At 39.2% G+C, this 22,397-nt stretch carries 26 protein-coding genes; 21 read left to right on the top strand and 5 right to left on the bottom strand.

Translation table 11 applies throughout. The annotated features are described in order from the left end of the window. Positions 1 to 47: 47 nt before the first annotated feature. Positions 48 to 776 carry a glutathione peroxidase gene (locus tag P20652_RS08945; protein ID WP_008168858.1) on the bottom strand — a complete coding sequence of 243 codons (729 nt, stop codon included), beginning with the start codon at positions 774 to 776 and terminating at the stop codon, positions 48 to 50. Positions 777 to 888: 112 nt separating this feature from the next. On the opposite strand from P20652_RS08945, the gene P20652_RS08950 reads away from it, so the two are divergent. Continuing rightward, a complete protein-coding gene (locus P20652_RS08950) occupies positions 889 to 1,791 on the top strand; it encodes a LysR substrate-binding domain-containing protein (RefSeq protein WP_008168856.1) in 903 nt (300 codons plus the stop codon). Here P20652_RS08950 and P20652_RS08955 read toward each other — a convergent pair. Continuing rightward, positions 1,788 to 2,981: a flagellar assembly protein FlgT gene (locus P20652_RS08955; protein WP_008168854.1), complete on the bottom strand. Its 1,194-nt coding sequence runs from the start codon at positions 2,979 to 2,981 to the stop codon at positions 1,788 to 1,790. The two genes, P20652_RS08950 and P20652_RS08955, sit on opposite strands and share 4 nt — an antisense overlap. A 139-nt stretch (positions 2,982 to 3,120) precedes the next feature. On the opposite strand from P20652_RS08955, the gene P20652_RS08960 reads away from it, so the two are divergent. The 5 genes from P20652_RS08960 (at position 3,121) to P20652_RS08965 (ending at position 4,849) form a co-directional block, all read left to right on the top strand. Continuing rightward, the gene (locus P20652_RS08960; RefSeq protein ID WP_008168853.1) at positions 3,121 to 3,579 is read left to right on the top strand and encodes an LPP20 family lipoprotein; all 459 of its coding nucleotides are present in this window, start codon (positions 3,121 to 3,123) and stop codon (positions 3,577 to 3,579) included. 137 nt (positions 3,580 to 3,716) lie between these two features. Further along, on the top strand, positions 3,717 to 3,908 hold the full coding sequence (locus P20652_RS20950) for a hypothetical protein (protein ID WP_008168848.1): 192 nt from the start codon (positions 3,717 to 3,719) through the stop codon (positions 3,906 to 3,908). Between the two features lie 99 nt (positions 3,909 to 4,007). After that, entirely contained in the window at positions 4,008 to 4,226 is a 219-nt protein-coding gene (locus tag P20652_RS20945) for a transglutaminase-like cysteine peptidase (protein WP_237707120.1), read from the top strand. Beyond that, complete coding sequence (locus P20652_RS20940) at positions 4,192 to 4,416, top strand: hypothetical protein (protein ID WP_008168847.1); 225 nt, start codon at positions 4,192 to 4,194, stop codon at positions 4,414 to 4,416. The genes P20652_RS20945 and P20652_RS20940 overlap by 35 nt, the downstream gene beginning before the upstream one ends. A gap of 166 nt (positions 4,417 to 4,582) precedes the next feature. Continuing rightward, positions 4,583 to 4,849 carry a hypothetical protein gene (locus P20652_RS08965; RefSeq protein ID WP_008168845.1) on the top strand — a complete coding sequence of 89 codons (267 nt, stop codon included), beginning with the start codon at positions 4,583 to 4,585 and terminating at the stop codon, positions 4,847 to 4,849. Between the two features lie 147 nt (positions 4,850 to 4,996). Here P20652_RS08965 and flgN read toward each other — a convergent pair whose 3' ends face one another. The 3 genes from flgN to flgA all read right to left on the bottom strand — a co-directional run bounded on the left by flgN (position 4,997) and on the right by flgA (position 6,410). Then, positions 4,997 to 5,428: a flagellar export chaperone FlgN gene (gene flgN / locus P20652_RS08970; RefSeq protein ID WP_008168844.1), complete on the bottom strand. Its 432-nt coding sequence runs from the start codon at positions 5,426 to 5,428 to the stop codon at positions 4,997 to 4,999. Further along, complete coding sequence (gene flgM / locus P20652_RS08975) at positions 5,421 to 5,738, bottom strand: flagellar biosynthesis anti-sigma factor FlgM (RefSeq protein ID WP_008168843.1); 318 nt, start codon at positions 5,736 to 5,738, stop codon at positions 5,421 to 5,423. The genes flgN and flgM overlap by 8 nt, the downstream gene beginning before the upstream one ends. Before the next feature lie 75 nt (positions 5,739 to 5,813). After that, on the bottom strand, positions 5,814 to 6,410 hold the full coding sequence (gene flgA, locus P20652_RS08980) for a flagellar basal body P-ring formation chaperone FlgA (RefSeq protein WP_050548204.1): 597 nt from the start codon (positions 6,408 to 6,410) through the stop codon (positions 5,814 to 5,816). A 251-nt stretch (positions 6,411 to 6,661) separates the two neighbouring features. On the opposite strand from flgA, the gene P20652_RS08985 reads away from it, so the two are divergent. From P20652_RS08985 to P20652_RS09055, 15 genes are all read left to right on the top strand, one after another. Continuing rightward, positions 6,662 to 7,594: a chemotaxis protein CheV gene (locus P20652_RS08985; RefSeq protein ID WP_008168840.1), complete on the top strand. Its 933-nt coding sequence runs from the start codon at positions 6,662 to 6,664 to the stop codon at positions 7,592 to 7,594. A gap of 20 nt (positions 7,595 to 7,614) precedes the next feature. Continuing rightward, on the top strand, positions 7,615 to 8,448 hold the full coding sequence (locus P20652_RS08990) for a protein-glutamate O-methyltransferase CheR (protein WP_008168839.1): 834 nt from the start codon (positions 7,615 to 7,617) through the stop codon (positions 8,446 to 8,448). Positions 8,449 to 8,587: 139 nt separating this feature from the next. Then, the gene (flgB, locus tag P20652_RS08995; RefSeq protein WP_008168838.1) at positions 8,588 to 8,995 is read left to right on the top strand and encodes a flagellar basal body rod protein FlgB; all 408 of its coding nucleotides are present in this window, start codon (positions 8,588 to 8,590) and stop codon (positions 8,993 to 8,995) included. Positions 8,996 to 9,000: 5 nt separating this feature from the next. After that, a complete protein-coding gene (gene flgC, locus P20652_RS09000; protein ID WP_007581860.1) occupies positions 9,001 to 9,432 on the top strand; it encodes a flagellar basal body rod protein FlgC in 432 nt (143 codons plus the stop codon). Positions 9,433 to 9,445: 13 nt separating this feature from the next. After that, complete coding sequence (locus tag P20652_RS09005) at positions 9,446 to 10,126, top strand: flagellar hook assembly protein FlgD (RefSeq protein ID WP_008168837.1); 681 nt, start codon at positions 9,446 to 9,448, stop codon at positions 10,124 to 10,126. A gap of 58 nt (positions 10,127 to 10,184) precedes the next feature. Continuing rightward, positions 10,185 to 11,555, top strand: a complete 1,371-nt coding sequence (flgE, locus tag P20652_RS09010; protein ID WP_008168836.1) for a flagellar hook protein FlgE — start codon at positions 10,185 to 10,187, stop codon at positions 11,553 to 11,555. Between the two features lie 157 nt (positions 11,556 to 11,712). Further along, complete coding sequence (locus tag P20652_RS09015) at positions 11,713 to 12,456, top strand: flagellar basal body rod protein FlgF (protein ID WP_008168835.1); 744 nt, start codon at positions 11,713 to 11,715, stop codon at positions 12,454 to 12,456. A 21-nt stretch (positions 12,457 to 12,477) separates the two neighbouring features. Further along, a complete protein-coding gene (flgG, locus tag P20652_RS09020; RefSeq protein ID WP_008168834.1) occupies positions 12,478 to 13,266 on the top strand; it encodes a flagellar basal-body rod protein FlgG in 789 nt (262 codons plus the stop codon). A 16-nt stretch (positions 13,267 to 13,282) separates the two neighbouring features. Further along, the gene (gene flgH / locus P20652_RS09025; protein WP_008168833.1) at positions 13,283 to 13,966 is read left to right on the top strand and encodes a flagellar basal body L-ring protein FlgH; all 684 of its coding nucleotides are present in this window, start codon (positions 13,283 to 13,285) and stop codon (positions 13,964 to 13,966) included. An 11-nt stretch (positions 13,967 to 13,977) separates the two neighbouring features. After that, positions 13,978 to 15,072 carry a flagellar basal body P-ring protein FlgI gene (locus P20652_RS09030; protein ID WP_008168832.1) on the top strand — a complete coding sequence of 365 codons (1,095 nt, stop codon included), beginning with the start codon at positions 13,978 to 13,980 and terminating at the stop codon, positions 15,070 to 15,072. A 157-nt stretch (positions 15,073 to 15,229) separates the two neighbouring features. Continuing rightward, complete coding sequence (gene flgJ, locus P20652_RS09035; RefSeq protein WP_008168831.1) at positions 15,230 to 16,261, top strand: flagellar assembly peptidoglycan hydrolase FlgJ; 1,032 nt, start codon at positions 15,230 to 15,232, stop codon at positions 16,259 to 16,261. Position 16,262: 1 nt separating this feature from the next. Further along, positions 16,263 to 18,263, top strand: a complete 2,001-nt coding sequence (flgK, locus tag P20652_RS09040; RefSeq protein WP_008168830.1) for a flagellar hook-associated protein FlgK — start codon at positions 16,263 to 16,265, stop codon at positions 18,261 to 18,263. Positions 18,264 to 18,265: 2 nt separating this feature from the next. Further along, on the top strand, positions 18,266 to 19,498 hold the full coding sequence (gene flgL, locus P20652_RS09045) for a flagellar hook-associated protein FlgL (RefSeq protein ID WP_008168829.1): 1,233 nt from the start codon (positions 18,266 to 18,268) through the stop codon (positions 19,496 to 19,498). Positions 19,499 to 19,832: 334 nt separating this feature from the next. After that, the gene (locus tag P20652_RS09050; protein WP_008168828.1) at positions 19,833 to 20,801 is read left to right on the top strand and encodes a flagellin; all 969 of its coding nucleotides are present in this window, start codon (positions 19,833 to 19,835) and stop codon (positions 20,799 to 20,801) included. 497 nt (positions 20,802 to 21,298) lie between these two features. Then, entirely contained in the window at positions 21,299 to 22,270 is a 972-nt protein-coding gene (locus P20652_RS09055; protein ID WP_008168827.1) for a flagellin, read from the top strand. Positions 22,271 to 22,397: the final 127 nt, after the last annotated feature.

Below are 22,397 nucleotides of genomic sequence, written 5' to 3'. Positions count from 1 at the left end.
CCCCTATTTTTTACCTACTAACGTTAGGTATTTAATTTACTTATTAATTAAGCAAAGTATTTTTCTAAGTCGTCTGAACCACCGATGTGTTTACCACCAATGAATATTTGTGGAACAGTGTCACGACCAGATACAGCTTTTAGACTTGTTAGTGATGCGCCTGCACCCATAACAATTTCTTCATATGCGAAGCCTTTTTCTGTAAGAAGCTCTTTTGCTTTTTTACAGAAAGGACAGCCAGGCTTAGTAAAGATGCTTACTGGTTCTGGTTTAGCTTGCTTAGGGTTGATGTAATCAAGCATTGTGTCTGCGTCAGATACTTCAAACGGGTCACCTGGTAAATCTGGTTCGATGAACATTTTGTCAATCACGCCATCTTTAACCAACATAGAGTATCTCCAGCTGCGCTTACCAAAGCCTAGGTCGTTCTTGTCTACTAACATGCCCATGCCGTCAGTAAATTCGCCGTTGCCGTCTGGTAATAAAGTAATGTTTTGCGCTTCTTGATGCTCAGCCCATGCGTTCATTACAAAGGTATCGTTTACTGATAAACATACAATTTCGTCAACGCCGTTTTGCTTAAGTACGCCTGCTAATTCGTTGTAACGTGGTAAGTGAGTTGATGAACATGTTGGTGTGAATGCACCTGGTAGTGAAAACACTACAACAGTTTTACCTTTAAAAATGTCATCTGTTGTTACTGATTTCCAATCGTTATTTTGACGAGTTGCAAATGTAACACTTGGGATTGTTTGACCTTCGATATTGTTTAACATAATTTTTGTTCCTCTTGATTTGTTGATAGCCATTATGGTGAATAATTAAATATAGTTCCAATCGTTTGTTTGTATTAAACTGATAGATATAAACTATCACGTAGAGCTGAATATGAACTTAAAAGATTTTGAATACGTTAAAGCAATAGCGCAACATAAGCATTTTCGCAAAGCTGCCGATGCCTGTTTTGTAAGTCAGCCTACATTAAGTGGTCAAGTAAAAAAACTCGAACATGAGCTTGGCGTTACTTTATTTGATCGTTCAACCAAGCAAGTTACCTTAACAGCAAAAGGTGAACGTTTGTTGACGCAAATAGAGATTATTTTAGAACAAACGCAAATACTCAAAGAACTTGCTGCCACTTCTAACGAGCCTCTACAAGGTAAATTAACTATTGGTATTATTCCTACCATTGCGCCTTACTTGTTGCCTGCATTATTAACATCGATGAAAGCGGCATTTATTGATAGCCAGTTCTCGTTTATTGAGATGCAAACAGCAACAATTTTAGAAGCTTTAAACAAGGGTGAACTCGACTTTGCTATTTTAGCCGATGTGCCAGAGCTTATTAATTACCATACGGTTGCTTTATACAAAGAAGATTTTTTAGTGGCGGTATCACACGATAACGCGCTGTCTAAGCATAAAAAAGTAGCGCTGAGTGATCTTCAGGGATGCAGCCTATTAATGTTAAGTGATGGTCATTGCTTTAAAGATCAAGCCCAAAAGTTTTGTTTTTCTGCAGGAGTCGATGTATCTAACCAGTATAAAGGTAATAGTTTAGAAACATTATTAGCGTTAGTGGCTATGGATGACGGTATTACATTTGTACCAAAACTGGCATGTACCGACCGTGTAGGGATTGATTACTTGCCTATATTCCCTAATCAGCAGCGTAATGTGGTGTTTGCATGCAGAAAGCATTATCCGCATTTATCTGGTGTAGAACAATTGGGCGAGTGGTTATCGACTCACCCTAATTTAAAAGCTAAATTAACTAAAAAGGTTAATTAAAGATCTTGGCTGATTATTTCTACTACATCGTTAATTTGCACGCCAGGTAGTGGTTTGTCATCAATACTGACTGCTACTGCGGTTTGCTGATAAAGCTGCTCAACGCGAATTTTATTAAGCGTGGTGATAGTGTGCGGCATAACATTACCTGCCGCGTCGGTTAAATAGTTATGGTGCGCAATGCTTAGCATTTGGCCTTTTTTTAACCCATGAGCTTTACCTAGGTTAATAACGATTTTACTATTTTCCATATGCATTATTTTACCTTGAGTAGGTAAACACGCCATGGCTGCTTGAATGTCATAACTTACTGATTGGTTGATATCGGTTATGCTTTGCCCATAAGGTGATTGCCAAAACCTATCACTATTAACATCAACTATGGTTGTTTTTTCAAACGGCCAAATTGCTTGGGTATGGTAACTATTTTGCCAAAGTTGCTCATAGGTAGTGCCATCAAATAGTACAAACTCAATGTTATAACTGCGCTGGTACGCCTCGTCTTGCCAAAATGCATAATCGTTATTGAGTTTGTCGCTAGTCGAAAGGCTGGTTATCTGGCTAAGCAATACATATTGAGCGTTACTGCGCGAAGATATTTCTTCTAATTGGGCATTTGAATAGTCGTGCTGCTGCGAAAAGTACTTATCAACGCTTATCGCATTATTATAGTAAGCAATAGGCACTGCGCTCATTTTTGATTTTTGCAGTGAGGTAAAAATATTTTTGCTAATGGCTTTGCTTACGTCAAATATTTGACCCATTTTAGCGTGTTCACGATGAACAAGTTGGCTTTGTGTAACGGCCACAAACTTATTAAAGCTATTTTGTGGGCATTGCTCTGTTTGAGAAAAAATATCGAGTCGTAATGTGACGGCAAATTTATTGTCGTATTTATTTTCGCTGACCAGTTCAATTTTTTGAATTTCGCCGTGGCTGCTAATTTTCAGCTGATCTTGCATTAACACGCCATCTACCAGGGTTTGTACAGAGCTAACCCGTGCGCCAGAGAACACTAACGCTTGTGTAATCGCATCTTTTATAGCGGCAGATTTGGCAGCGCTCGTATCACCATTTTGAACGTTCGCATGGCCCGTTGATTCATACCACTGTGCTTTAGTAAAAGAGGAGAAGGTTAATAATGCCGTTGCACTTAACCCTGCAAATGCCAATGATAAAAACGACTTCATACTTTTACTCCAATTAAACGTTAGCTATTAACTAGGTAGAGCAAGGACTGTACCAATGTTATTTCAGCGCATTGTTTAACTTATAAATGGCATTAAACGTGCATATGTACTGCTAATTACTATACAAGGGCTAGATGCTATGCGAGCAATTTCATTACTTATTACACTTGGGTGTTTAACCTTAGGTGGTTGTAGCAGCGTTTTTGATAAGCATGTTGAATATAAATATGTAGAGCCAAATAATTACCCCGTTTTAAAAGCGATAGGGTATGCACCTATTAGTTTGCAAAAAGGCGCTAACGCGTCCCAAAAGCAACTTATGGCCATTAAGGCTTCTAAGCTTGAGGCTTACCGCGAGCTTACTGAGCAAGTATACGGTCAAAAAATTACCGCAGGAACAACGGTGGAAGGTTCAATTGCTCAAGACGATTACTTAGAAAGTAAAGTGCAGGGGCTTATTAAAGGTGCGCAAATTATAAAAACGTATGCTGTTGATGATACTTATGTAACCGAGCTTGAGCTCAACATGAAGCGTGTGCACGATTTATACATAGGTGAAGTAAAACCACGCGAAGTTAAAAAAGTAACGTATTACTAATCATTAAAAAAGTTATTCAAAATATCTCATCCTCTTATATTGAGTGCTATGCTGTTGTTAGGGTTGATTTTTAAGCAGATAGCGTAGTGCTCACCAGGTGTATTTTATTGCTACTTATATTAATAGTGGCTCTGTAAATGGCGATTAAGCCAAGTCATTTAAATCCTCAATTATTTATATGGTGCAAAGCCAATTTACGCTACCTATTGCTGTTTTTTGTACTCTCCAGTGGTGTGCTTGCAAGCCGACTAACTATTCAATTTAATACCTTTATTGAGCTGATGGGTCAAAAATATGGACCTGCGCGAGCGGCTGTTGCACGCAACTAGCAAAGTATGTTGGTACAAACTCAAAACAAACCAGAGCAACAACAAATTCTTATTGTTAATTAATTTTTTGCGCGTAATTTACGCTATCAAACTGATATTTTGCTATGGAAACAAAACGACTATTGGACAACCCCTTTAGAAACATTAGGCAGAGGCTTAGGTGATTGTGAAGATTACGCAATAGCAAAGTATATAAGCTTAAGAGCGTTAGGTGTGATCGACGACAAGTTACGCCTTATTTATGAAAAGCAAAAATTGCGGGCATTAACAAAACGCAGCACATATGGTGTTAGGTTACTTTGCTACACCAAACGCTAAGCCACTTATTTTAGACAGTTTAATAACAAAGGTTTTACCTGCTGCAAAACGTGTAGATTTAAGCCCTGTTTTTAGCTTTAACAGCCAAGGTTTATGGGCTAATAATTCAACCAAAAGTGTAGCCAGCCCGACAGCAAGACTTTCACGCTGGCGTAAATTTTGGAGCAGACAGCCTAATCAAAAATACTAGCAATGCGATAGAAGGTACGGGGAATATTTACGATAATGGAGTAAGCGCTGCTTCCGGTGACACAATCCCTGCATCATTTAGCGAAGAGTCGGCTTTAGGCGATACGACCCCTAATGAAGTTTCAAGCAACAACGTATTAAGCACTGAAACGATTGATTTAGGTAACTTGAGTGGTCTATCAGCACCTGAGCAAACGGTGCAATTGAGTTCGGCGGAGCCGCTTAATATTGATGATGTGATCATTAACGAAGATGCAGAGCAGCTTAAAGCGCTAAATACACTGGTTGAGGATGAAGGCTCTGCAATTGCTTATACTCCAACTCAAAGTGGGGGAAGCATTGATGCAGCAGCACCTGCGGTTGATGTACAAAATCAATCGGAAGAGATGATTAAACACTTAATTGAAAGTAGTAATAACCAAACGGATATTTAATATCAATAAAGCCCTCTTAATTATTTATTAAGGGGGCTTACATAATTAAGCGAATTGGTATTATTTATAACGAAATTTAAGAATAAAGGACATTAAAAAAGCCTTAATGATAAATCAATAAGGCTTTTCTAATATAAAATATTGGGCTTATGCTTTTAAATTATGAACTAGTTTACTCTCGGTATTTACAGACTTACCAGCTTGGTCGTAGGTCATTGATGTTGGTGCACCAATTAATATCTCTTTTAATTGTTTAACACTCAATTGCGCCTGACGTGCCGCATGAGCATTAACGTTATTTTGTTTTTGGCATTGTTTAAGTTTACCGCGTACTAATGATATTAAATCAGGGATATCTTCGGCTTGTTCATTATTGTTGGTTATCAATTTGCTTAATTCTTTGTCGAGCGAACTTAGTTTGGTTAAAAAAGACATTTTTTGTTGGGCAATTTCTTTTAACCCTTCACCACGTCGAGATGCAATCGCGGTAAGTTCGTCATTCAATAATGAATGTAAAGATACTAAGCAATCAACTTGCTCATTTAGTTTAATCGTAATTAAACCATTGTGATCAGCCATACACGTTAAACTCAAAGTCAGCTAAGTTTTTAGCAAGTTTTTCACTATCTATTTGGTACTTGCCTTCGGTAATTGCCTTTTTTAGTTCAGCAATTTTATCGCTATCAAAACCTGACGATTGCTGTGCTTTGTCTTGTAATGTTTTTAATTGCTTAGCTTGTGGCGTTAAACTTACAGAATCGCTTGCAGCCTTAGGTGTAGCAGACTGTGCAGCTTGCGTATTAGCATTATCTTTTTTAATATCAACTTGTTGCTTAGCATTTGTTAACGCATTAGCTTGTTGATTACTGCCATTAATTTGATTAACCATAATAATAAACCCATATATTACCCAACTTATGCCAAGTTATCGGCATGCACGTAAGATACTTTAGCATAAATTCAATTAAATATTTACTTGAACAGACTCTACACCATCTACTCGCGCATTTAAAACTTTACCTGATTTTTTGTTTTTTATTTGAATTTGATCACCTAAAGTTCCGTCTTCTAAAGCAATGCCCGTGGTTTTTATTCGCAGCCCTCTAAAATTCGCGTAAATATTAACAGAGTCGCCCTTACATACCATACAAATTTGGTTTAGTAGTACAGGCATACCACTTCTAATATTTCGTTTGATTCTGCTACCAATTAAAATGGTAGGGTCATCTAAATATTGAACTCGTACAAAGTGGGTTGCTTTCATTTCAATACTTAAATGCGATTTAGTAATGACTTCACCCCGAGCTAAATTCACAGCAGCAACAACCACAGGAGCCATTTCTACAACTCTTACGTGAATATACTGAGCCCAAGTTTTTGCATCATTACATTTTGCTTGCAAAGTTACTTGGCGATTAAAGGGGGGTTCGCTGGATGTTGATAGTTCAAGTTCGGAGTCACAGTTACGATCGGGTATACGGCTATCTAAAGGCAGTGCACTTAGCTCGATGTTCGTGCTGTTTGATGTTCCAATTTGATCAGTAATAAAAGCAACAGCCATCTCTTGCAATAAATCTTTGCTAAACACTTTTGCTTGCACAGGGAATGTAAAGCACAAGCTAGCAACAAAATAAAAAACACTGTATCTTCTAATTTTTTTAACAAACTCATAATGTTTCGACTATGCTTATGGTTTCAAACAGGGTATAAATATTTTGCGTCAAAAATAAGACGCTCCCGTGATGTTATGTAAGCTTTATAAACAGAAAGCAATTATCGTTCCGTATTATTTGTTTTCTTTAGGAGATTTGAATGGCAGGCATTTTAGACTCAGTAAACCAACGCACACAGTTGGTTGGGCAGAACCGCCTAGAATTACTATTGTTTAAGCTCAGAGGGCGTCAGCGCTTTGGTATTAACGTATTTAAAGTGAGAGAAGTACTGCAGTGTCCTCCACTAACAAGTATGCCTAAATCGAATGCTTACATTCGTGGTGTTGCTCACATTCGTGGTCAAACCATATCAGTAATTGATTTATCAATGGCTGTAGGTGGACGCCCTATTGAGAATATTAAAGATAGCTTCATAATCATTGCTGAATACAATCGATCAGTACAAGGCTTTTTAGTCGGTGGGGTTGAGCGTATTGTAAATATGAATTGGGAAAAAATAATGCCACCACCATCAGGGGCTGGACGTTATTCATATTTGACCGCAGTAACTGAAATCGAAAATGAACTAGTCGAAATTCTTGATGTAGAAAAAATTCTTAACGAAATTTGCCCAGTAAATACCGAAGTAAGTGCCGAAGTTGCACAAAGCGGTGATATTCAAAAAGACTTGGGTGAACGTATCGTATTTATTGCTGATGACTCAGCCGTTGCACGCAATCAAGTGAAAAGAGCATTAGAGCCGCTAGGTGTTCAAACAGAGCTTGCCAAAAATGGTAAAGAAGCACTCGTAAGATTAAAAGAAATAGCAGAGCTTGATTGTAAAAATGATATTACTGAGCGTGTTGCGCTACTTATTTCAGATGTTGAAATGCCAGAGATGGATGGCTACACCCTAACAGCTGAAATAAAAGCAGATCCAAAACTCGCTCCATTACATGTTATTTTACATACATCATTGAGTGGTGTTTTTAACCAAGCAATGATTGAAAAAGTGGGCGCAGATGATTTTATTGCCAAATTTAACCCAGATGAGCTGGCAACAGCAGTAAAAAAATGGGTTCATTGTGATTAATTTTAGAAGGTGTCTTTAACTTGGATAATAAAGATTTGCAGCAAGGCGAATATGACCAGTTTCGTTCGTTTTTAGAGCAGCAATGCGGTATTGTTTTAGGTGAAAACAAGCAATACTTAGTTAAAAGTCGACTAGCACCATTAATGGCTCGATTTAATGTTAAATCAATATCAGAACTTGTCAGCAAAACAATGGGAATTCACGAACGGCAACTTCGTGCTGCTGTTATTGATGCAATGACCACAAACGAAACATTGTGGTTCAGAGATCAATATCCGTTTGAGTTGTTGCAAAATAAATTATTTCCAGAGTTTAAAGAACTAAGTCGCCCACTAAAAATTTGGTCTGCTGCCAGTTCTTCAGGCCAAGAGCCATATTCTATCGCCATGTCGGTTGCTGAATTTCAAGCAAAAAAACCGGGTGTTTTACGCATGGGAGCACAAATTACAGGCACTGATATTTCAAATACAATGCTAGATATGTGTAAAAATGCGGAATATGATGCACTTGCCTTGGCGCGTGGCTTATCAGCTGAACGCCGTAAAAAGTTTTTCAAAGATAGCGGCAATGGAATGGCTCAAGTAAACGATGCAATAAAAAAACAGGTTAATTTTAGACATTTAAATTTACTTGACTCGTATGCGCTGATGGGTAAGTTTGATATTATTTTTTGTCGTAATGTTTTGATATATTTTGCACCTGAAATCAAAGCTAAAATTATAAAACAGTTTGCTCAAGCGCTAAATCCTAAAGGGTACTTATTTTTAGGGGCATCGGAGTCGATGGCTGGATTAAGTGACGAATTTGATATGGTGCGATGTAACCCTGGTATTATTTACCAAAAAAATAATTAAGTAAATCCTTCCCCTAAAACGACGCATCTAGCGTCGTTTTTCATTTAGATACATAACCTTACAAAAATATAACGTTATCTAGTTTTAATGGCTTGTTTTTTGCTTTATTCATGGGTAAGTCAATTTTTTGGAGAAGGTTATGGCTATCAGTTTTGATAAAGTATTAGGTGTGCATCCGCAAGCCATGTTGATCCGTTCACAGCGAGCAGAATTAATTGCAACTAATATAGCTAACGCTGATACGCCTGGCTATAAAGCAAAAGATATTGATTTTGCCTCAGCATTAAAAGCGGCAAAGTCAACCCAGCAAAGCGGCAATACGATGGTAAGAACCAACGATAAACATATCGGTGGTGGTACTCGTAATGTGGGTAATTCAGAAATGTTTCGTCTTCCAAATCAATCAGATACAGGTGATGGTAACTCGGTTGATATACAGGTGGAACGAAACTTGTATACACAGAATGCTATGGAGTATCAGGCCAGCTTACAATTTTTAAGCGGCAAATTTAAAGGCCTGAATAAAGCTCTCGGTAGTCAAGGATAAAAATTATGAGTTTATATAATGTTTTTGATATTGCAGGTTCGGGTATGAGCGCACAAAACGTTCGCTTAAATACTACAGCTAGTAATATTTCTAATGCTAATACCATTAGTTCATCTCAAGACAAGACGTACCGAGCGCGTCAACCTGTATTTGCGGCTGAGCTAACAAAAGCGTCAGCATCAGTAAGTAACCAACAGGGCTCCGCAGTTGGTGTTAAAGTTTTGGGCATTGTTGAAAGCAATGCACCATTACAAATTGAATATAACCCAAACCATCCAAGTGCGGATGAAAATGGCTATATCTACAAACCCAACGTTAATGTTGTAGAGGAGATGGCAAATATGATTTCTGCCTCTCGATCTTATCAAACAAACGTGCAAGTTGCTGATGCAGCAAAGCAAATGCTAAGTAAAACACTGTTGCTAGGGCAGCGGTAACTGAGGGTCGGTTATGAGTAACGATATAAGTACGTCTTCACCCTATTTAGACTCAATACGTTGGCAAGAAACGCAAGTGGCGACCAGCGATAATGAGAGTGATGCGTTAACACAAGAAGATTTTTTCTCTTTGTTAACCCAGCAGTTGTCATTTCAAGATCCCAGTAACCCTGCGGATAATGATCAAATGATTGCTCAAATGACGAGCTTTACGATGGCGCAAGGTATCAGTGATTTAAACTCAAATTTTGATAGCTTAGCGACTTCGATGACATCAAATTCAGCATTGCAAGCATCAACACTTGTTGGCAAGCAAGCTTTACTAGAGTCAAACACTCTTGATTTAAATGAAACAGGTGATGCTAAAGGCTCTGCAGTTGCAACTGAGGCAGTTGATAACTTAAAAATTAAAGTGACAGACGCATCAGGGCAATTAGTAAGAACCATTGATATGGGTTCTCAACCAGCAGGAGCAGTCCGCTTTGCATGGGATGGTAAAAACGAAGCCGGTGAGCGTTTACCTGAAGGTGAATACTCTGTAACCGCTGAAGGAAGTTCCGGCGGTGAATTTTCAAGCTTACCTATTGCAACATTCAAAAACATTGAAAGTGTTAATATTAATGGCTCAAGTGGCATTATTATTAACACTAAAGAAGGTGCGGTTAGGCTGATAGATGTCGCAGAAATCGCGTAATAAATTTTAGTATTTTCGCCTGCCAGCAGGCCACAGATTAATAGGTTAGAGGTGAATTATGAGCTTTAATATTGCATTAACCGGCCTTGCTGCCGCTCAAAAAGATTTAGATGTAACTGCAAATAATATTGCAAACGTTAATACCACAGGTTTTAAAGAGTCACGCGCTGAGTTTGCCGATGTTTACGCTTCATCAGTATTTAGCTCTGGTAAAACTAAAAATGGTGATGGTGTGCAAACAACCATGGTGGCACAGCAATTTCACCAAGGCTCACTGCAATTTACAAATAACTCACTTGATTTAGCAATCACTGGTGAAGGTTATTTTGCGATGACTGATGATATTTCATCGCAAGACTTAACTTATACGCGAGCTGGTGCATTTAAGCTTAACCAAGATAACTTTATGGTTGATGCTAAAGGTAACTTTTTACAAGCATTTCCAGTTGACTCATCGTCAGGCGATACAACCTCAGTGAGTTTGAGTACAACAGATCCAATTCAAATTCCGGATTCGTCAGGTTCTCCTCGTGCAACAGAGAATGTGTTTTTGTCGTTTAATCTAGATGCAACAGCATCTGCAACCGGCCTTGATTTTGATCCAACATCTAATGGCACCTACAATTCTTCTACGTCAACTACAGTATATGATTCATTAGGTGAACCGCACATTTTACAATACTTTTTTGTAAAAGAAGACGATGCAGCCTCAGGTGGGATAGATAATAGCTGGGATGTATATGCCACACTTGATGGCAAAGTAGTAGATGGAGCAACAGGTGGAGAACAAACAACAACACCTTATGTACCCCTTACAACACTAGGTTTTAACTCAAGTGGTTTACCATCAACAACAGGTGGTGTGGCAAATACAAATACAACTACTTTTGATGAAATATTACTACCTGCCGGTGCTGGTACTGGTTTATCAACATTGCTAGACAATGGTGCAACATTTCCGGGCACAGGTATTGAGCTTAACTGGCGCGATGAAAACAACACAGCGGGACGTATCCCAACTCAGTATTCAAGTGGTTTTGAGGTAAAAGCACTTGATCAAGATGGTTCTACAGTCGGCCGTTTAGCTGGTATTGATATAGGCACAGACGGTAAAATTGTCGCTTCTTATAGTAACGGTGATTCAACTTATTTAGGCCAGGTAGCTATGGTTCGCTTCCCTAACTCGCAGGGCTTATCACAAGTAGGCGATACAGGCTGGAAGCAAAGTATTGATTCAGGTGAACCTGTTGCAGGTGAAGCCGGATCTGGCACATTTGGTAGTATTAACTCATCCGCACTAGAGCAATCTAATACTAACCTCACCAATGAACTTGTAGACTTAATCACTGCACAGCGTAATTACCAAGCAAACTCACGTGCGCTTGAAGTTAACTCAACTATTCAGCAAAGTATTTTGCAGATTCGATAAGCTAAACCCCATTAAATATATTAGGCTGCATTTTTGCAGCCTTTTTTATAAGCCCTCTTTGTAAGCCCTTCTAAATACTTCTCAATGTTGCGTCAAATTTAATCTGGCATCTATTTTGCATTTGTAAGTTCAGAGATTTTTTATGTGAGTCGATACTATGGACAAAATGGTCTACATTGCGGCCTCTGGCGCTAAGCAAAGCCTACAAGGGCTTGCTTTAAAAGCCAATAATTTGGCAAACGCAAATACAACGGGTTTTAAAGCCGACTTTGCTCAGGCGCGCTCTATGCAAGCGTTTGGCGAAGGTTTGCCGACACGTGTATTTTCAATGCAAGAGCGCCCGGGTTCTAATATGGTATCGGGTGGCATTGTTGAAACTGGCCGTGACTTAGATATCGCGATGAGCGATAACGCATGGCTTGCAGTGCAAGATGCCTCTGGTAATGAAGCCTACACAAAAGTGGGTACGCTAAACATTACTGCTCAAGGCATGCTCGTAACCAGCCATGGTCGTCAAGTTATTGGCGAAGGGGGACCTGTTATTTTACCCGTCCCAGTCGAAAAAATAGGGTTTAGCCAAGATGGCGCTATTCAAGTTCGACCGCAAGGCGCTCCCGCTAACTTTTTAGAAGAAATAGACACGCTTAGAGTGGTTGAAGCAAATAGCTCACAGCTCGAAAAAGGTAACGATGGTTTATTTAGACCAAAAGCAAATGAAACCGTTGATACCTCTGCAAATGTAAAAGTTTTAAGTGGTGCTTTAGAAATGTCGAACGTGAATCCTGTTCACGAAATGGTCGATATGATAAGCCACCAGCGTCAATTTGAATTACAAGTAAAATTAATGAAAACAGCTGAAGAAATTGACGAGCGTCAAGATCAGTTATTACGCATAGTTTAACTTTAAAGTGAGGACAAGATTATGAATCCAGCATTATGGATCAGTAAAACTGGGCTAGACGCTCAACAAACCGATATATCGGTTATCTCAAATAACTTAGCGAATGCGAGTACCGTAGGTTACAAAAAAAGCCGCGCTATATTTGAAGATTTACTTTATCAAAATATTAATCAACCAGGTGGTCGTTCATCGCAAGATACTGAAATGCCGTCAGGCTTGATGCTCGGTGCGGGCGCTCGCGTTGTAGCCAACCAAAAAGAGTTTACGCAAGGTAACATGCTGACCACAGAGAACTCATTAGATTGGATGATTTCTGGTGAGGGTTTTTTTGAAGTGCTGCAGCCAGATGGCAATATTGCTTACTCGCGTAATGGTCAGTTTACTACTGATGGCGATGGACGAATTGTTACATCGGGCGCAGGTTATGTTATTCAGCCTGAAATGAATGTACCTGATGACGCGCAATCAATTACGGTTTCGCAAGACGGGGAAGTATCAGTACGCGTTGCAGGTCAAGCCGATAACGTGGTTATTGGTCAGCTTACTATTAGCGACTTTATTAATCCATCGGGCCTTGAGCCAGTTGGGCAAAACCTTTATACCGAAACCGCTGTAAGTGGTGCGCCGGTACAAGGTAATCCTGGTGTTGAAGGGTTAGGTAGCATTATTCAAGGTTCACTCGAAACTTCAAACGTAAATGTGACCGAAGAACTAGTAAACCTAATTGAGACTCAGCGTATATACGAAATGAACTCAAAAGTAATTTCGGCCGTTGACGAAATGATGAGTTACATCAACCAACAACTTTAATAGAGTAGGGGGAATTATGCGTAATATTATTTTATTTGCAGCGGGCACATTATTTTTAAGTGGCTGTATGTCAACGCAAAATAGTGAAGTAGTGCAAGACGACCCTTACTACGCACCTATGTACCCCGAGCCTATTTTAGAGCCGTTGGTAGCCACAGGTTCATTGTTTAATACTCACACATCAAACGATTTATATTCTGACAAAAAAGCGTTACGTACTGGCGATATAATTACGGTTAAGTTGCAAGAGTCTACTCAAGCAACCAAAGCTGCTAAAACAGAGACAGATAAACAAACTGATGTAAGCTTAGACCCTGTAATTGGCCTAGGTGGCTTACCTGTCAATATAGGCAGAGACAGCATTCAGTTTGGTATTGGCAGCGATTCTTCGTTTACAGGCGATTCAAAGTCAAACCAATCAAACAGTTTAGTGGGCGATATTTCGGTTAATGTAATGCGCGTTTTACCTAACGGCAATTTAGTGATTCGCGGTGAAAAATGGCTAACGCTTAATACCGGCGAAGAGTTTATTCGTTTAGAAGGGCTAGTACGCCCTCAAGATGTAAGCGCTGATAATACGGTTGAATCAAATCGTATTGCTAATGCACGTATTCAATACTCAGGTAAAGGGCAAACACAAGAGGCACAAAGTGCCGGTTGGCTTACACGTTTCTTTAGCAGTTCGCTGTTTCCATTTTAGAGGGTAACAACATGAATAGCCTTAAAGCTTTATGTTTAGTTGTGTTATTAGGTTGGCAGTTTACTGCGAGTGCCGAGCGCATAAAAGATGTGTCTATGGTTGAAGGCGTGCGCTCTAACCAACTAGTTGGTTATGGTTTAGTTGTTGGCTTACCGGGCACTGGAGAGCAAAACTCATACACACAACAAAGCTTTAGAGGCATGTTGAATAGTTTTGGTATTACGCTACCTTCGACTCAAAGTCCTAAAATTAAAAATGTGGCCGCGGTTGCTGTTCATGCAGAATTACCTGCATTTAGAAAGCCCGGGCAAACAATAGATATTACGGTTTCTTCTATTGGTAGTGCAGGCAGTTTACGTGGTGGCACCTTATTACAAACTTTTTTAAAGGGTGTAGATGGTAACGTGTATGCAATTGCACAAGGTAGTTTAATTGTGGGAGGCCTAGGCGTAGAGGGCCTTGATGGAAGTAGAGTCGTAATTAACACTCCTACAGTTGGACGAATTCCCAATGGCGCAACAGTTGAGCGTGCCGTAGAAAGTCCGTTTATGCAAGGTGACTTTATTACCTTTAACTTAAACCGTCCCGACTTTACTACAGCAAAGCGCCTAGAAAAAACAATTAACGATTTGGTTGGCCCAAATAGTGCGCAGGCAATTGATTCTGTTTCTATTCGTGTTATAGCCCCACGCGATGCCTCGCAGCGCGTATCGTACTTATCAACACTCGAAAACCTAGAGTTTAAACCAGCTGATATGGCGGCAAAAATAATTGTTAACTCGCGTACAGGTACAATTGTTATTGGTAAAAATGTAACTCTACAGCCTGCTGCAGTGACCCATGGCGGTTTAACAGTCACCATAGCTGAGCAGCAAAATGTAGTGCAGCCAAATCCGCTAGCAAACGGTGATACCGTTGTCACACAGCAAAGCATTATTGATGTGAACCAAGACGACTCTCGTGCTTTTGTATTTAATCCAGGGGTAAGCCTTGACGATTTAGTACGCGCAATAAACGAAGTAGGCGCAGCGCCTGGTGACTTAATGGCTATTTTAGAAGCACTAAAAGAAGCGGGCGCAATTAACGGTCAGTTGATCGTTATTTAAAAACTCAAGCATGTAACGTGTCACTACAAGCTCTATATCGATTAAACAAAGATCTAGAGCTCTTTTGTTTACAGTAACTTAAAATTATTATTATTATCTTCCTCGTTTTATTCTGTAGTGGCTCAATTTTTGCATTTTTAACTGCATTATTCATTTTGTGTCAAAAAGCCGATGGAAACTAATCACCTCGATAAACAAAACTTTTTTTGATTTAGGCAACTTAGATTCACTTCGTAAAGAAGCCTTAACGAGTGGCGATGCATCAACGGATGCTTCCAAAGCTGCGCTCAAAAAAGCGGCCGCACAATTTGAAGCTATTTTTACGCAAATGTTGCTCAAAGGAATGCGCAAAGCTAACGAAGCATTTGAAGACAAAGACAGCCCATTTAATTCAAGTGGCGTAAAGTTTTTTGAAGAAATGCACGATCAGCAACTTTCAACAGAGCTTTCATCAAATGGCTCGTTAGGCCTTGCCGATTTAATTGTTCAGCAGTTATCGCCTGAATCTAAAAACTTTATGCCAGGCTCTGTGCTTAGAACAACCAACGATATTTTCAGCGATACGCAAGTCGGCTCAGCTCTTCCTCATGAGCAAAAAAACAAGCAACCCGATCTTATCGTCAATAGCACTAAAGCTGATATTGCTAAGCCTAAGGTTAATACTGCAGAGTCTAAAACCGATAGCCCAACATTTAAAAATGCAGAAGAGTTTGTAAGTTCAGTGTGGGAACACGCTAAAACTGCAGCGCAAAAAATTGGCTTAAACCCAGCGGTCATGGTTGCACAAGCGGCACTTGAAACCGGTTGGGGTAAACACATTATTAATAAAAGTGACGGTGGCAGTTCAAATAACTTATTTAATATTAAGTCAGATAAAAGCTGGGAAGGCGATAAAGCAAGCAAAGTAACGCTTGAGTTTGAGCAAGGTACACCCGTTAAAAAACAAGCCAGCTTTAGAGCCTACGATTCAATTAAAGATAGCGTGAACGACTTCGTTGATTTTTTAACGCAAAACCCACGCTACAAAGAAGCATTACAAAATACAGCAAAACCAAATGACTTTTTAGATTCTCTTCAAAAAGCAGGTTATGCAACCGATCCAAATTATGCCAGCAAAATTAAAAAAGTGCTCAATAGCAGTCAGCTAAAAGACATTGCGGCAAACGTGATCCGCCAAGGAGTAGAGTAATATGTCGTTTAATTTATTAAACATTGCCAGTTCGGGGGTTAGAGCAAGCTCGGAGCTACTGCAAACGACAAGTAAAAATATCGCCAATGTAAATACCGTAGGCTATGTTCGTGAGCGTACTGAGCACACCACGATGGTTGATAACCAAGTAGGGCGAGGTGAAACATACCGATTACTAAACGAGTTTGCTCAGTCACAGCTAAATCGTGACACCTCTAATAAATCGTTTTTTAGTCAATTTGTTTTAGAGGCAAATCGGGTTGATAGTTTATTTTCTGAGGAATCAAACAGCTTATCCACAAGTATTAACTCGTTATTTAATAATGTTCAGGAATCGCTTAATCAGCCTTCATCTACTGTTGCTCGCTCGCTGGTGATGACCGATGCTGAAAATCTAGTTAACCAAATGGATAGACTCTCTGGCATTGTTTTCGATCAAAAAAATATTGTAAACGAGCAACTAGATGTATTTACAGACGAAGCAAATGGTTTAATTCAAAAAATAGGTACATTAAACCAAGATATAGCAGCTGTAAACGGCACCAATAACCAAGCTGATGCAAGCTCAACCTTCAATGAACGCGATAAAGCAATACGCGACTTATCAGAGCTAATAGACATTGAAACACTTGATGGCCCAAATGGCGAAAAACTCGTTTTTATGGGCACAGGCGAAGCGGTTGTGATGCAAAATGGATCATTTAATTTATTTTCAATGCGTGGCAATCCTGATCCTAACTTTAAAGAACTTAGGTTGGATGTAAATGGTGGTAAGGCCGTGCCGCTTGAAGTTGATGTATCTAAATTAAAAGGAAAAATTGGCGGGTTACTGGCATTTAGAGACGATGTGCTTGTACCAGCTCAAAACCAAATTGGCCAAATGGGCTTAGCGATAGCTGATGCATTTAATGAACAAAATAAGCTGGGTATGGACGCTAACGGAGAATTAGGCGGCAATATATTTAATATACCTACAGTAGGTGGTTACGCTTATGCGGCTAATACGGGTAGCTCAAGTATGACTGCTACGCTTGAAGCTGGTAAAGGCAGCAAATTGCCTGCAAGTGATTTTATAGTGACCTATACCAGTGCTACAACCGTCGAAATTCAGCCAATAGATAATAAAGGCGAGCCACTAGGCACTCCATCGACAGCCAATATAACCGCAGGGGTTATTGACTCATCTACGACAAGTGATGATTCGTTTGGTTTACAAATTAATGTAACCGGTACCGCAAATATCGGTGATCAGTTTCAAATAAAACTTACCTCAGAGTCGGCAGCAAATATGTCTTTAGCAACCACTCGCGGTGAAGATTTAGCACTTGCAGCGCCAATAAGAACAGCAAACGATATAAACAACATAGGCAATGCTACTATAACGGTTGGTGAAGTAAGTGATGTTACTACAGGTAGCTTTACAACATCACCGGCAGGACTTACAAATGGGCCTATTACCCTTGTTAAAACCGCTAATCTAAACGAATACACAATAAATGATGGTGTAAATACCAGTACTTTTACAGCAACTACACCGAAAAAAGACATGTTACAGCAAGCAGGTAATGGTTTTGAGTTATATGGCTTTGACTTTGATATTGAAGGCAGCCCTGAAACTGGCGATACGTATACACTTGAGTTTAACGAAGGTGGTTTTGATGATAATCGTAACGGTCAAAAGTTAGCTGGGTTACAACAGGGGGAATTAGTACGCCAAAATGTTGTTGCGGGTGCAAATTCAGACAACCATAAAACATTTAATCAAGCTTATGCTGGGTTAGTAAGTGATATTGGTGTAGTTACAAGTCAAGCAAAAACCAATGGAGATGCGTTTGAAGCGCTCGCTCAGCAATCTGAGGCCTGGTATGAATCGCTATCAGGCGTAAACCTGGACGAGGAGGCTGCAAATTTATTACGCTTTCAACAGTCTTATGCCGCATCTGCACAAGTGCTAGCAACAGCGAGTACTATTTTTGACACTTTACTTGGAGCTACGAGGTAATTATGCGTTTATCAAATAATTTAATGTATCAAAGTAGTTTAAATTCAATTTTGAATAATCAACAAAATGTCAGCAAGGCTCAAGAGCAAGTTAATACTCAAAAACGTGTGTTAACGGCGTCGGATGATCCTACAGCAGCTTCTCGCGCACTTCAATATACTGATAAAATACAAAGTAATGAGCAGTATAGTAAAAATATAACCATGCTTAATAGCCGCTTGAATATAGAAGAAGGTGCCCTTGAAAATATAAAAGGCGCATTAGAGAGAGCGCATACTTTAACCATTCAATCAGGTAACGGTGCATATAGCGCGGCTGACAGAGAAGGGCTTGCTGAAGAAATTAAAGCGCTTCAAAGTACAGTACTTGATTTAATGAACTCTAAAACAGAAGACGGGAAATACATTTTTTCTGGCTATCAAGATAATACGCAGACTTACTCATTAGATTCATCTACGGGTTTGTACGTGTATGGTGGCGACCAAGGCCAGCATATGATTAAAATAGCTGAAGGGGTTGATATTAAGTCAAGTGATAATGGGTTTGATGCATTTGAAAAAGTGGACGCCCGGCTAGATGTTGTCTCTAACGATGGTGTTGTGTCGGGCGGTATTACAAGTTCTAAGGTGTATGTAACGGAACAAGGTCAATTTGATACGTTTCATAAAACTAACTATAACCCTGATCCAGCAGCGGCCGTGGGTGCCAATACACTTAATGTGATTACCACGGTGGGAACACCTAATATCTATCAAATAGAGCAAGCAGGGACTATACTCGCAACCGGTAATATTAACGACTCTACTATCAAGTTTGCTGGGATGGAGATAAGTGTAACCCCAGTTGCTTCGGGGCAGATTGATATTACGCTTGAAGCACCTAAAAAAGAAAATGTACTTAATTCAATGAGCGAACTTATTGCAGGCCTGAATAATCCTGCGTTAACAGAAGAAGAATTTGAACAAGTTATTGCAGATTCGCTTATTCAAATTACGAACGCGAAAAATAATGTGTCTCTAACTCAAGCAGGGCTGGGTGGGCGAATAAATACAGCAGAAAAAGTACTGCAATCGAATACAGACTTGGATATTAATAACAAATCAGCACGATCTGATTTAGTTGATATAGATATAACAGAAGCAATAACAGAGCTAACCAAACAAGAAACGTCACTTCAGGCATCACAGGCAACGTTTGGCCGTTTGGCTAACTTATCATTGTTTGATTATTTATAAATAAACTCAGAGTAAGGCAATACTTTGCCTTACTCTTTAAAACTCTTCGCTTTAAGTAAACACTCCTTTCAAATAAATCACTTACCTCATAAATAAAAGCACTTTATAAATAATTGTAATATTGTTTGTATCTATAGATTAATTCAAATTATTTATATTTTAATTTAATAAATTCAATAGATTAAAAAATAAATGTGATTTTTTTTAAAAAAAGCTAAAGGATTTTTTTTCTAGACCGATAACTTAATTAACCAAGCACAGCGTTGAAATAACAACCACTGCTTAATTTAATAAGTTTGAGAGTAAATGATAAGTTTACTTTAGGAGATACATCATGGCTTTATATGTAAATACAAATGTTAGCGCGTTAAACGCACAAAGACAATTAAACAACTCAGGTAATGCACTTGATACATCATTCCAACGTTTATCATCTGGTATGCGTATCAATAGTGCAAAAGATGATGCTGCAGGTTTACAAATTTCTGACCGTCTTACATCACAAGTAAACGGTTTAAATCAAGGTAACCGTAACGCTAACGATGGTATTTCACTCGCACAAACTGCAGAGGGTGCCCTTGATGAAGTAACATCAATGTTTCAACGTATTCGTACACTTGCTCAACAAGCATCAAATGGCTCGAATACTGATGAAGACCGTTTAGCGATTCAAGAAGAAATTCGTTCACTATCATCAGAAGTAAACCGTGTTGCAGAAGATACAACATTCGGTGGCCAAAATTTGTTAGACGGTAGTTATGATGCTCAATTCCAGGTTGGTGCAGATGCTGTTCAAACTATTGGTTTTAGTATGCAAAATATAGGCTCTACTGCTGCCGTAAACAGTGTATCAGCTAATGGTGGTTTTACTATGTCAGGTATTGCAGTAGTGGCAAGTGCTGTAACTGGAAACCGCTTATCAGGTCTTGCTGAAGGTGCATCAGACATTGGTGGTGCTGCACTAGCAACAGATACATTCGCAGCATCATTTAGAGCGACAGCTATCAGTGTATCTAGCCAAGCAAATGCACAAGTAGTTTTTGCAGGTATGGACTCTTTAATTGCCGTAGTAGATAAAAAACGCGCTGAGTTAGGTGCGGTGCAAAACCGTTTCCAATCAACGATTCGTAATCAATCGAATATTTCAGAAAACTTATCTGCGGCACGTTCGCGTATCCAAGATACAGATTTCGCTTCAGAGACAGCAAACTTAACTAAAATGCAAATTTTACAACAGGCTAGTCAAACAATTTTAGGTCAAGCAAACCAGCGCCCACAAGCAGCATTAAGCTTACTAGGTTAATAGAAAGGTTTATAATTAGATTAGTCAAAGTATTGACGAAGAAGAAATGAAAGCGCCTTTGCTTAATGGGGTATTAACAAAGGCGCTATAGGATTTTGCCAGCGGAGGCCTTAATCCAAATCGTTCTAACATTTGTAGAACATATATTTACTAGCATAAACTATGCCATTAGTTTATGTCAGTTACCCGCTCTCAAACTTATCAAATAATAAGGCCCTTAACGGGCCTTATTTCTTTATTATACAACTACTGCCTTTACCTGCCCAATTTTAAATCAGAACACACCACACAACGAAACATCGATCTTTAATAACCTTTGAATTAAAGTTGGCCTAATGCTTGCTAATATCTTTGTAAGTTTATTATTAACTTACAAAGTGGCAGATAGCTGCCCCTAGGCAGAAAATAGCGCCTACATATCTAGTCACTTTGTCAAATATCCACTTTCTTTAAACGAGACAGTGACTTAACTTTGACAGATAAGAAGAGAGTATATTATGGCTTTATATGTTAATACCAATGTAAGTGCACTCAATGCACAAAGACAGCTTGATAGAAGCGGTGGTGATTTAGATACGTCTTTTAAACGCCTTTCTTCAGGCCTTCGCATTAATAGCGCAGCAGATGATGCTGCTGGTTTGCAAATATCTGATCGACTGCAGTCGCAAATATTGGGTTTGAATCAAGGTAATCGAAATGCAAATGATGGTATCTCTCTAGCTCAAACGGCAGAAGGTGCAATGGATGAAATTACCTCTACATTTCAACGTATTCGAACGCTTGCACAACAAGCTTCAAATGGTTCAAATACTGACGAAGATCGCCTAGCTATTCAAGAAGAAATACGTCAATTATCAGATGAAGTAAATCGTATTGCTACAGATACAACATTTGGTGGCCAGAATTTGCTTGATGGTAGTTACTCAGCAAGCTTTCAAATAGGTGCCGACGCAGTCCAAACAATTGGTTTTAGCATGCAAAATGTTGGTGCGACTGCTGCAGTTAATAGCGTATCAGCTAATGGTGGGTTTACTTTGTCAGGTATCGCAGGTATCGCAAGTGCTGTTTCAGGCCAGCGCCTATCAGGGTTAGCTGAAGGCGTATCTGATATTGGTGGAGTTGCTTTAGCAACAGATACTTTTGCGGCAACATTTATTGCAAGTAATATAAGTGTTTCAAGTCAAGTTAATGCACAATTAGTTTTCGCTGGTATGGATGCAATGATTGCTGTTGTTGATAAGAAACGTTCAGAATTAGGTGCAGTACAAAACCGCTTCCAGTCAACGATTCGTAACCAAGCAAATATTTCTGAAAACTTATCTGCTGCTAAATCGCGTATCAAAGATGCTGATTTTGCTATGGAAACTGCTAACTTAACTAAAAACCAGATTTTACAACAGGCAAGTCAAACTATTTTAGGGCAGGCGAATCAGCGCCCTCAGGCGGCACTTAGTTTACTTCAGGGTTAATAAAGTTAAGGTTAGTAAAAATTAAATACAAATAAAGCTAAAGCTTTTGCTTTAATGGGCGATAAATGACTTAGAGGACTAAAAATCCAGTACTCTAAATACTCGGATTATAACAGGGTAGGGGTAT

The organism is Pseudoalteromonas sp. BSi20652 (assembly GCF_000239855.1).
Classification (GTDB): Bacteria; Pseudomonadota; Gammaproteobacteria; order Enterobacterales; family Alteromonadaceae; genus Pseudoalteromonas.
The sequence above is the reverse complement of the archived record's forward strand: the minus strand, read 5'-3'. Positions and strand labels throughout refer to the sequence as shown.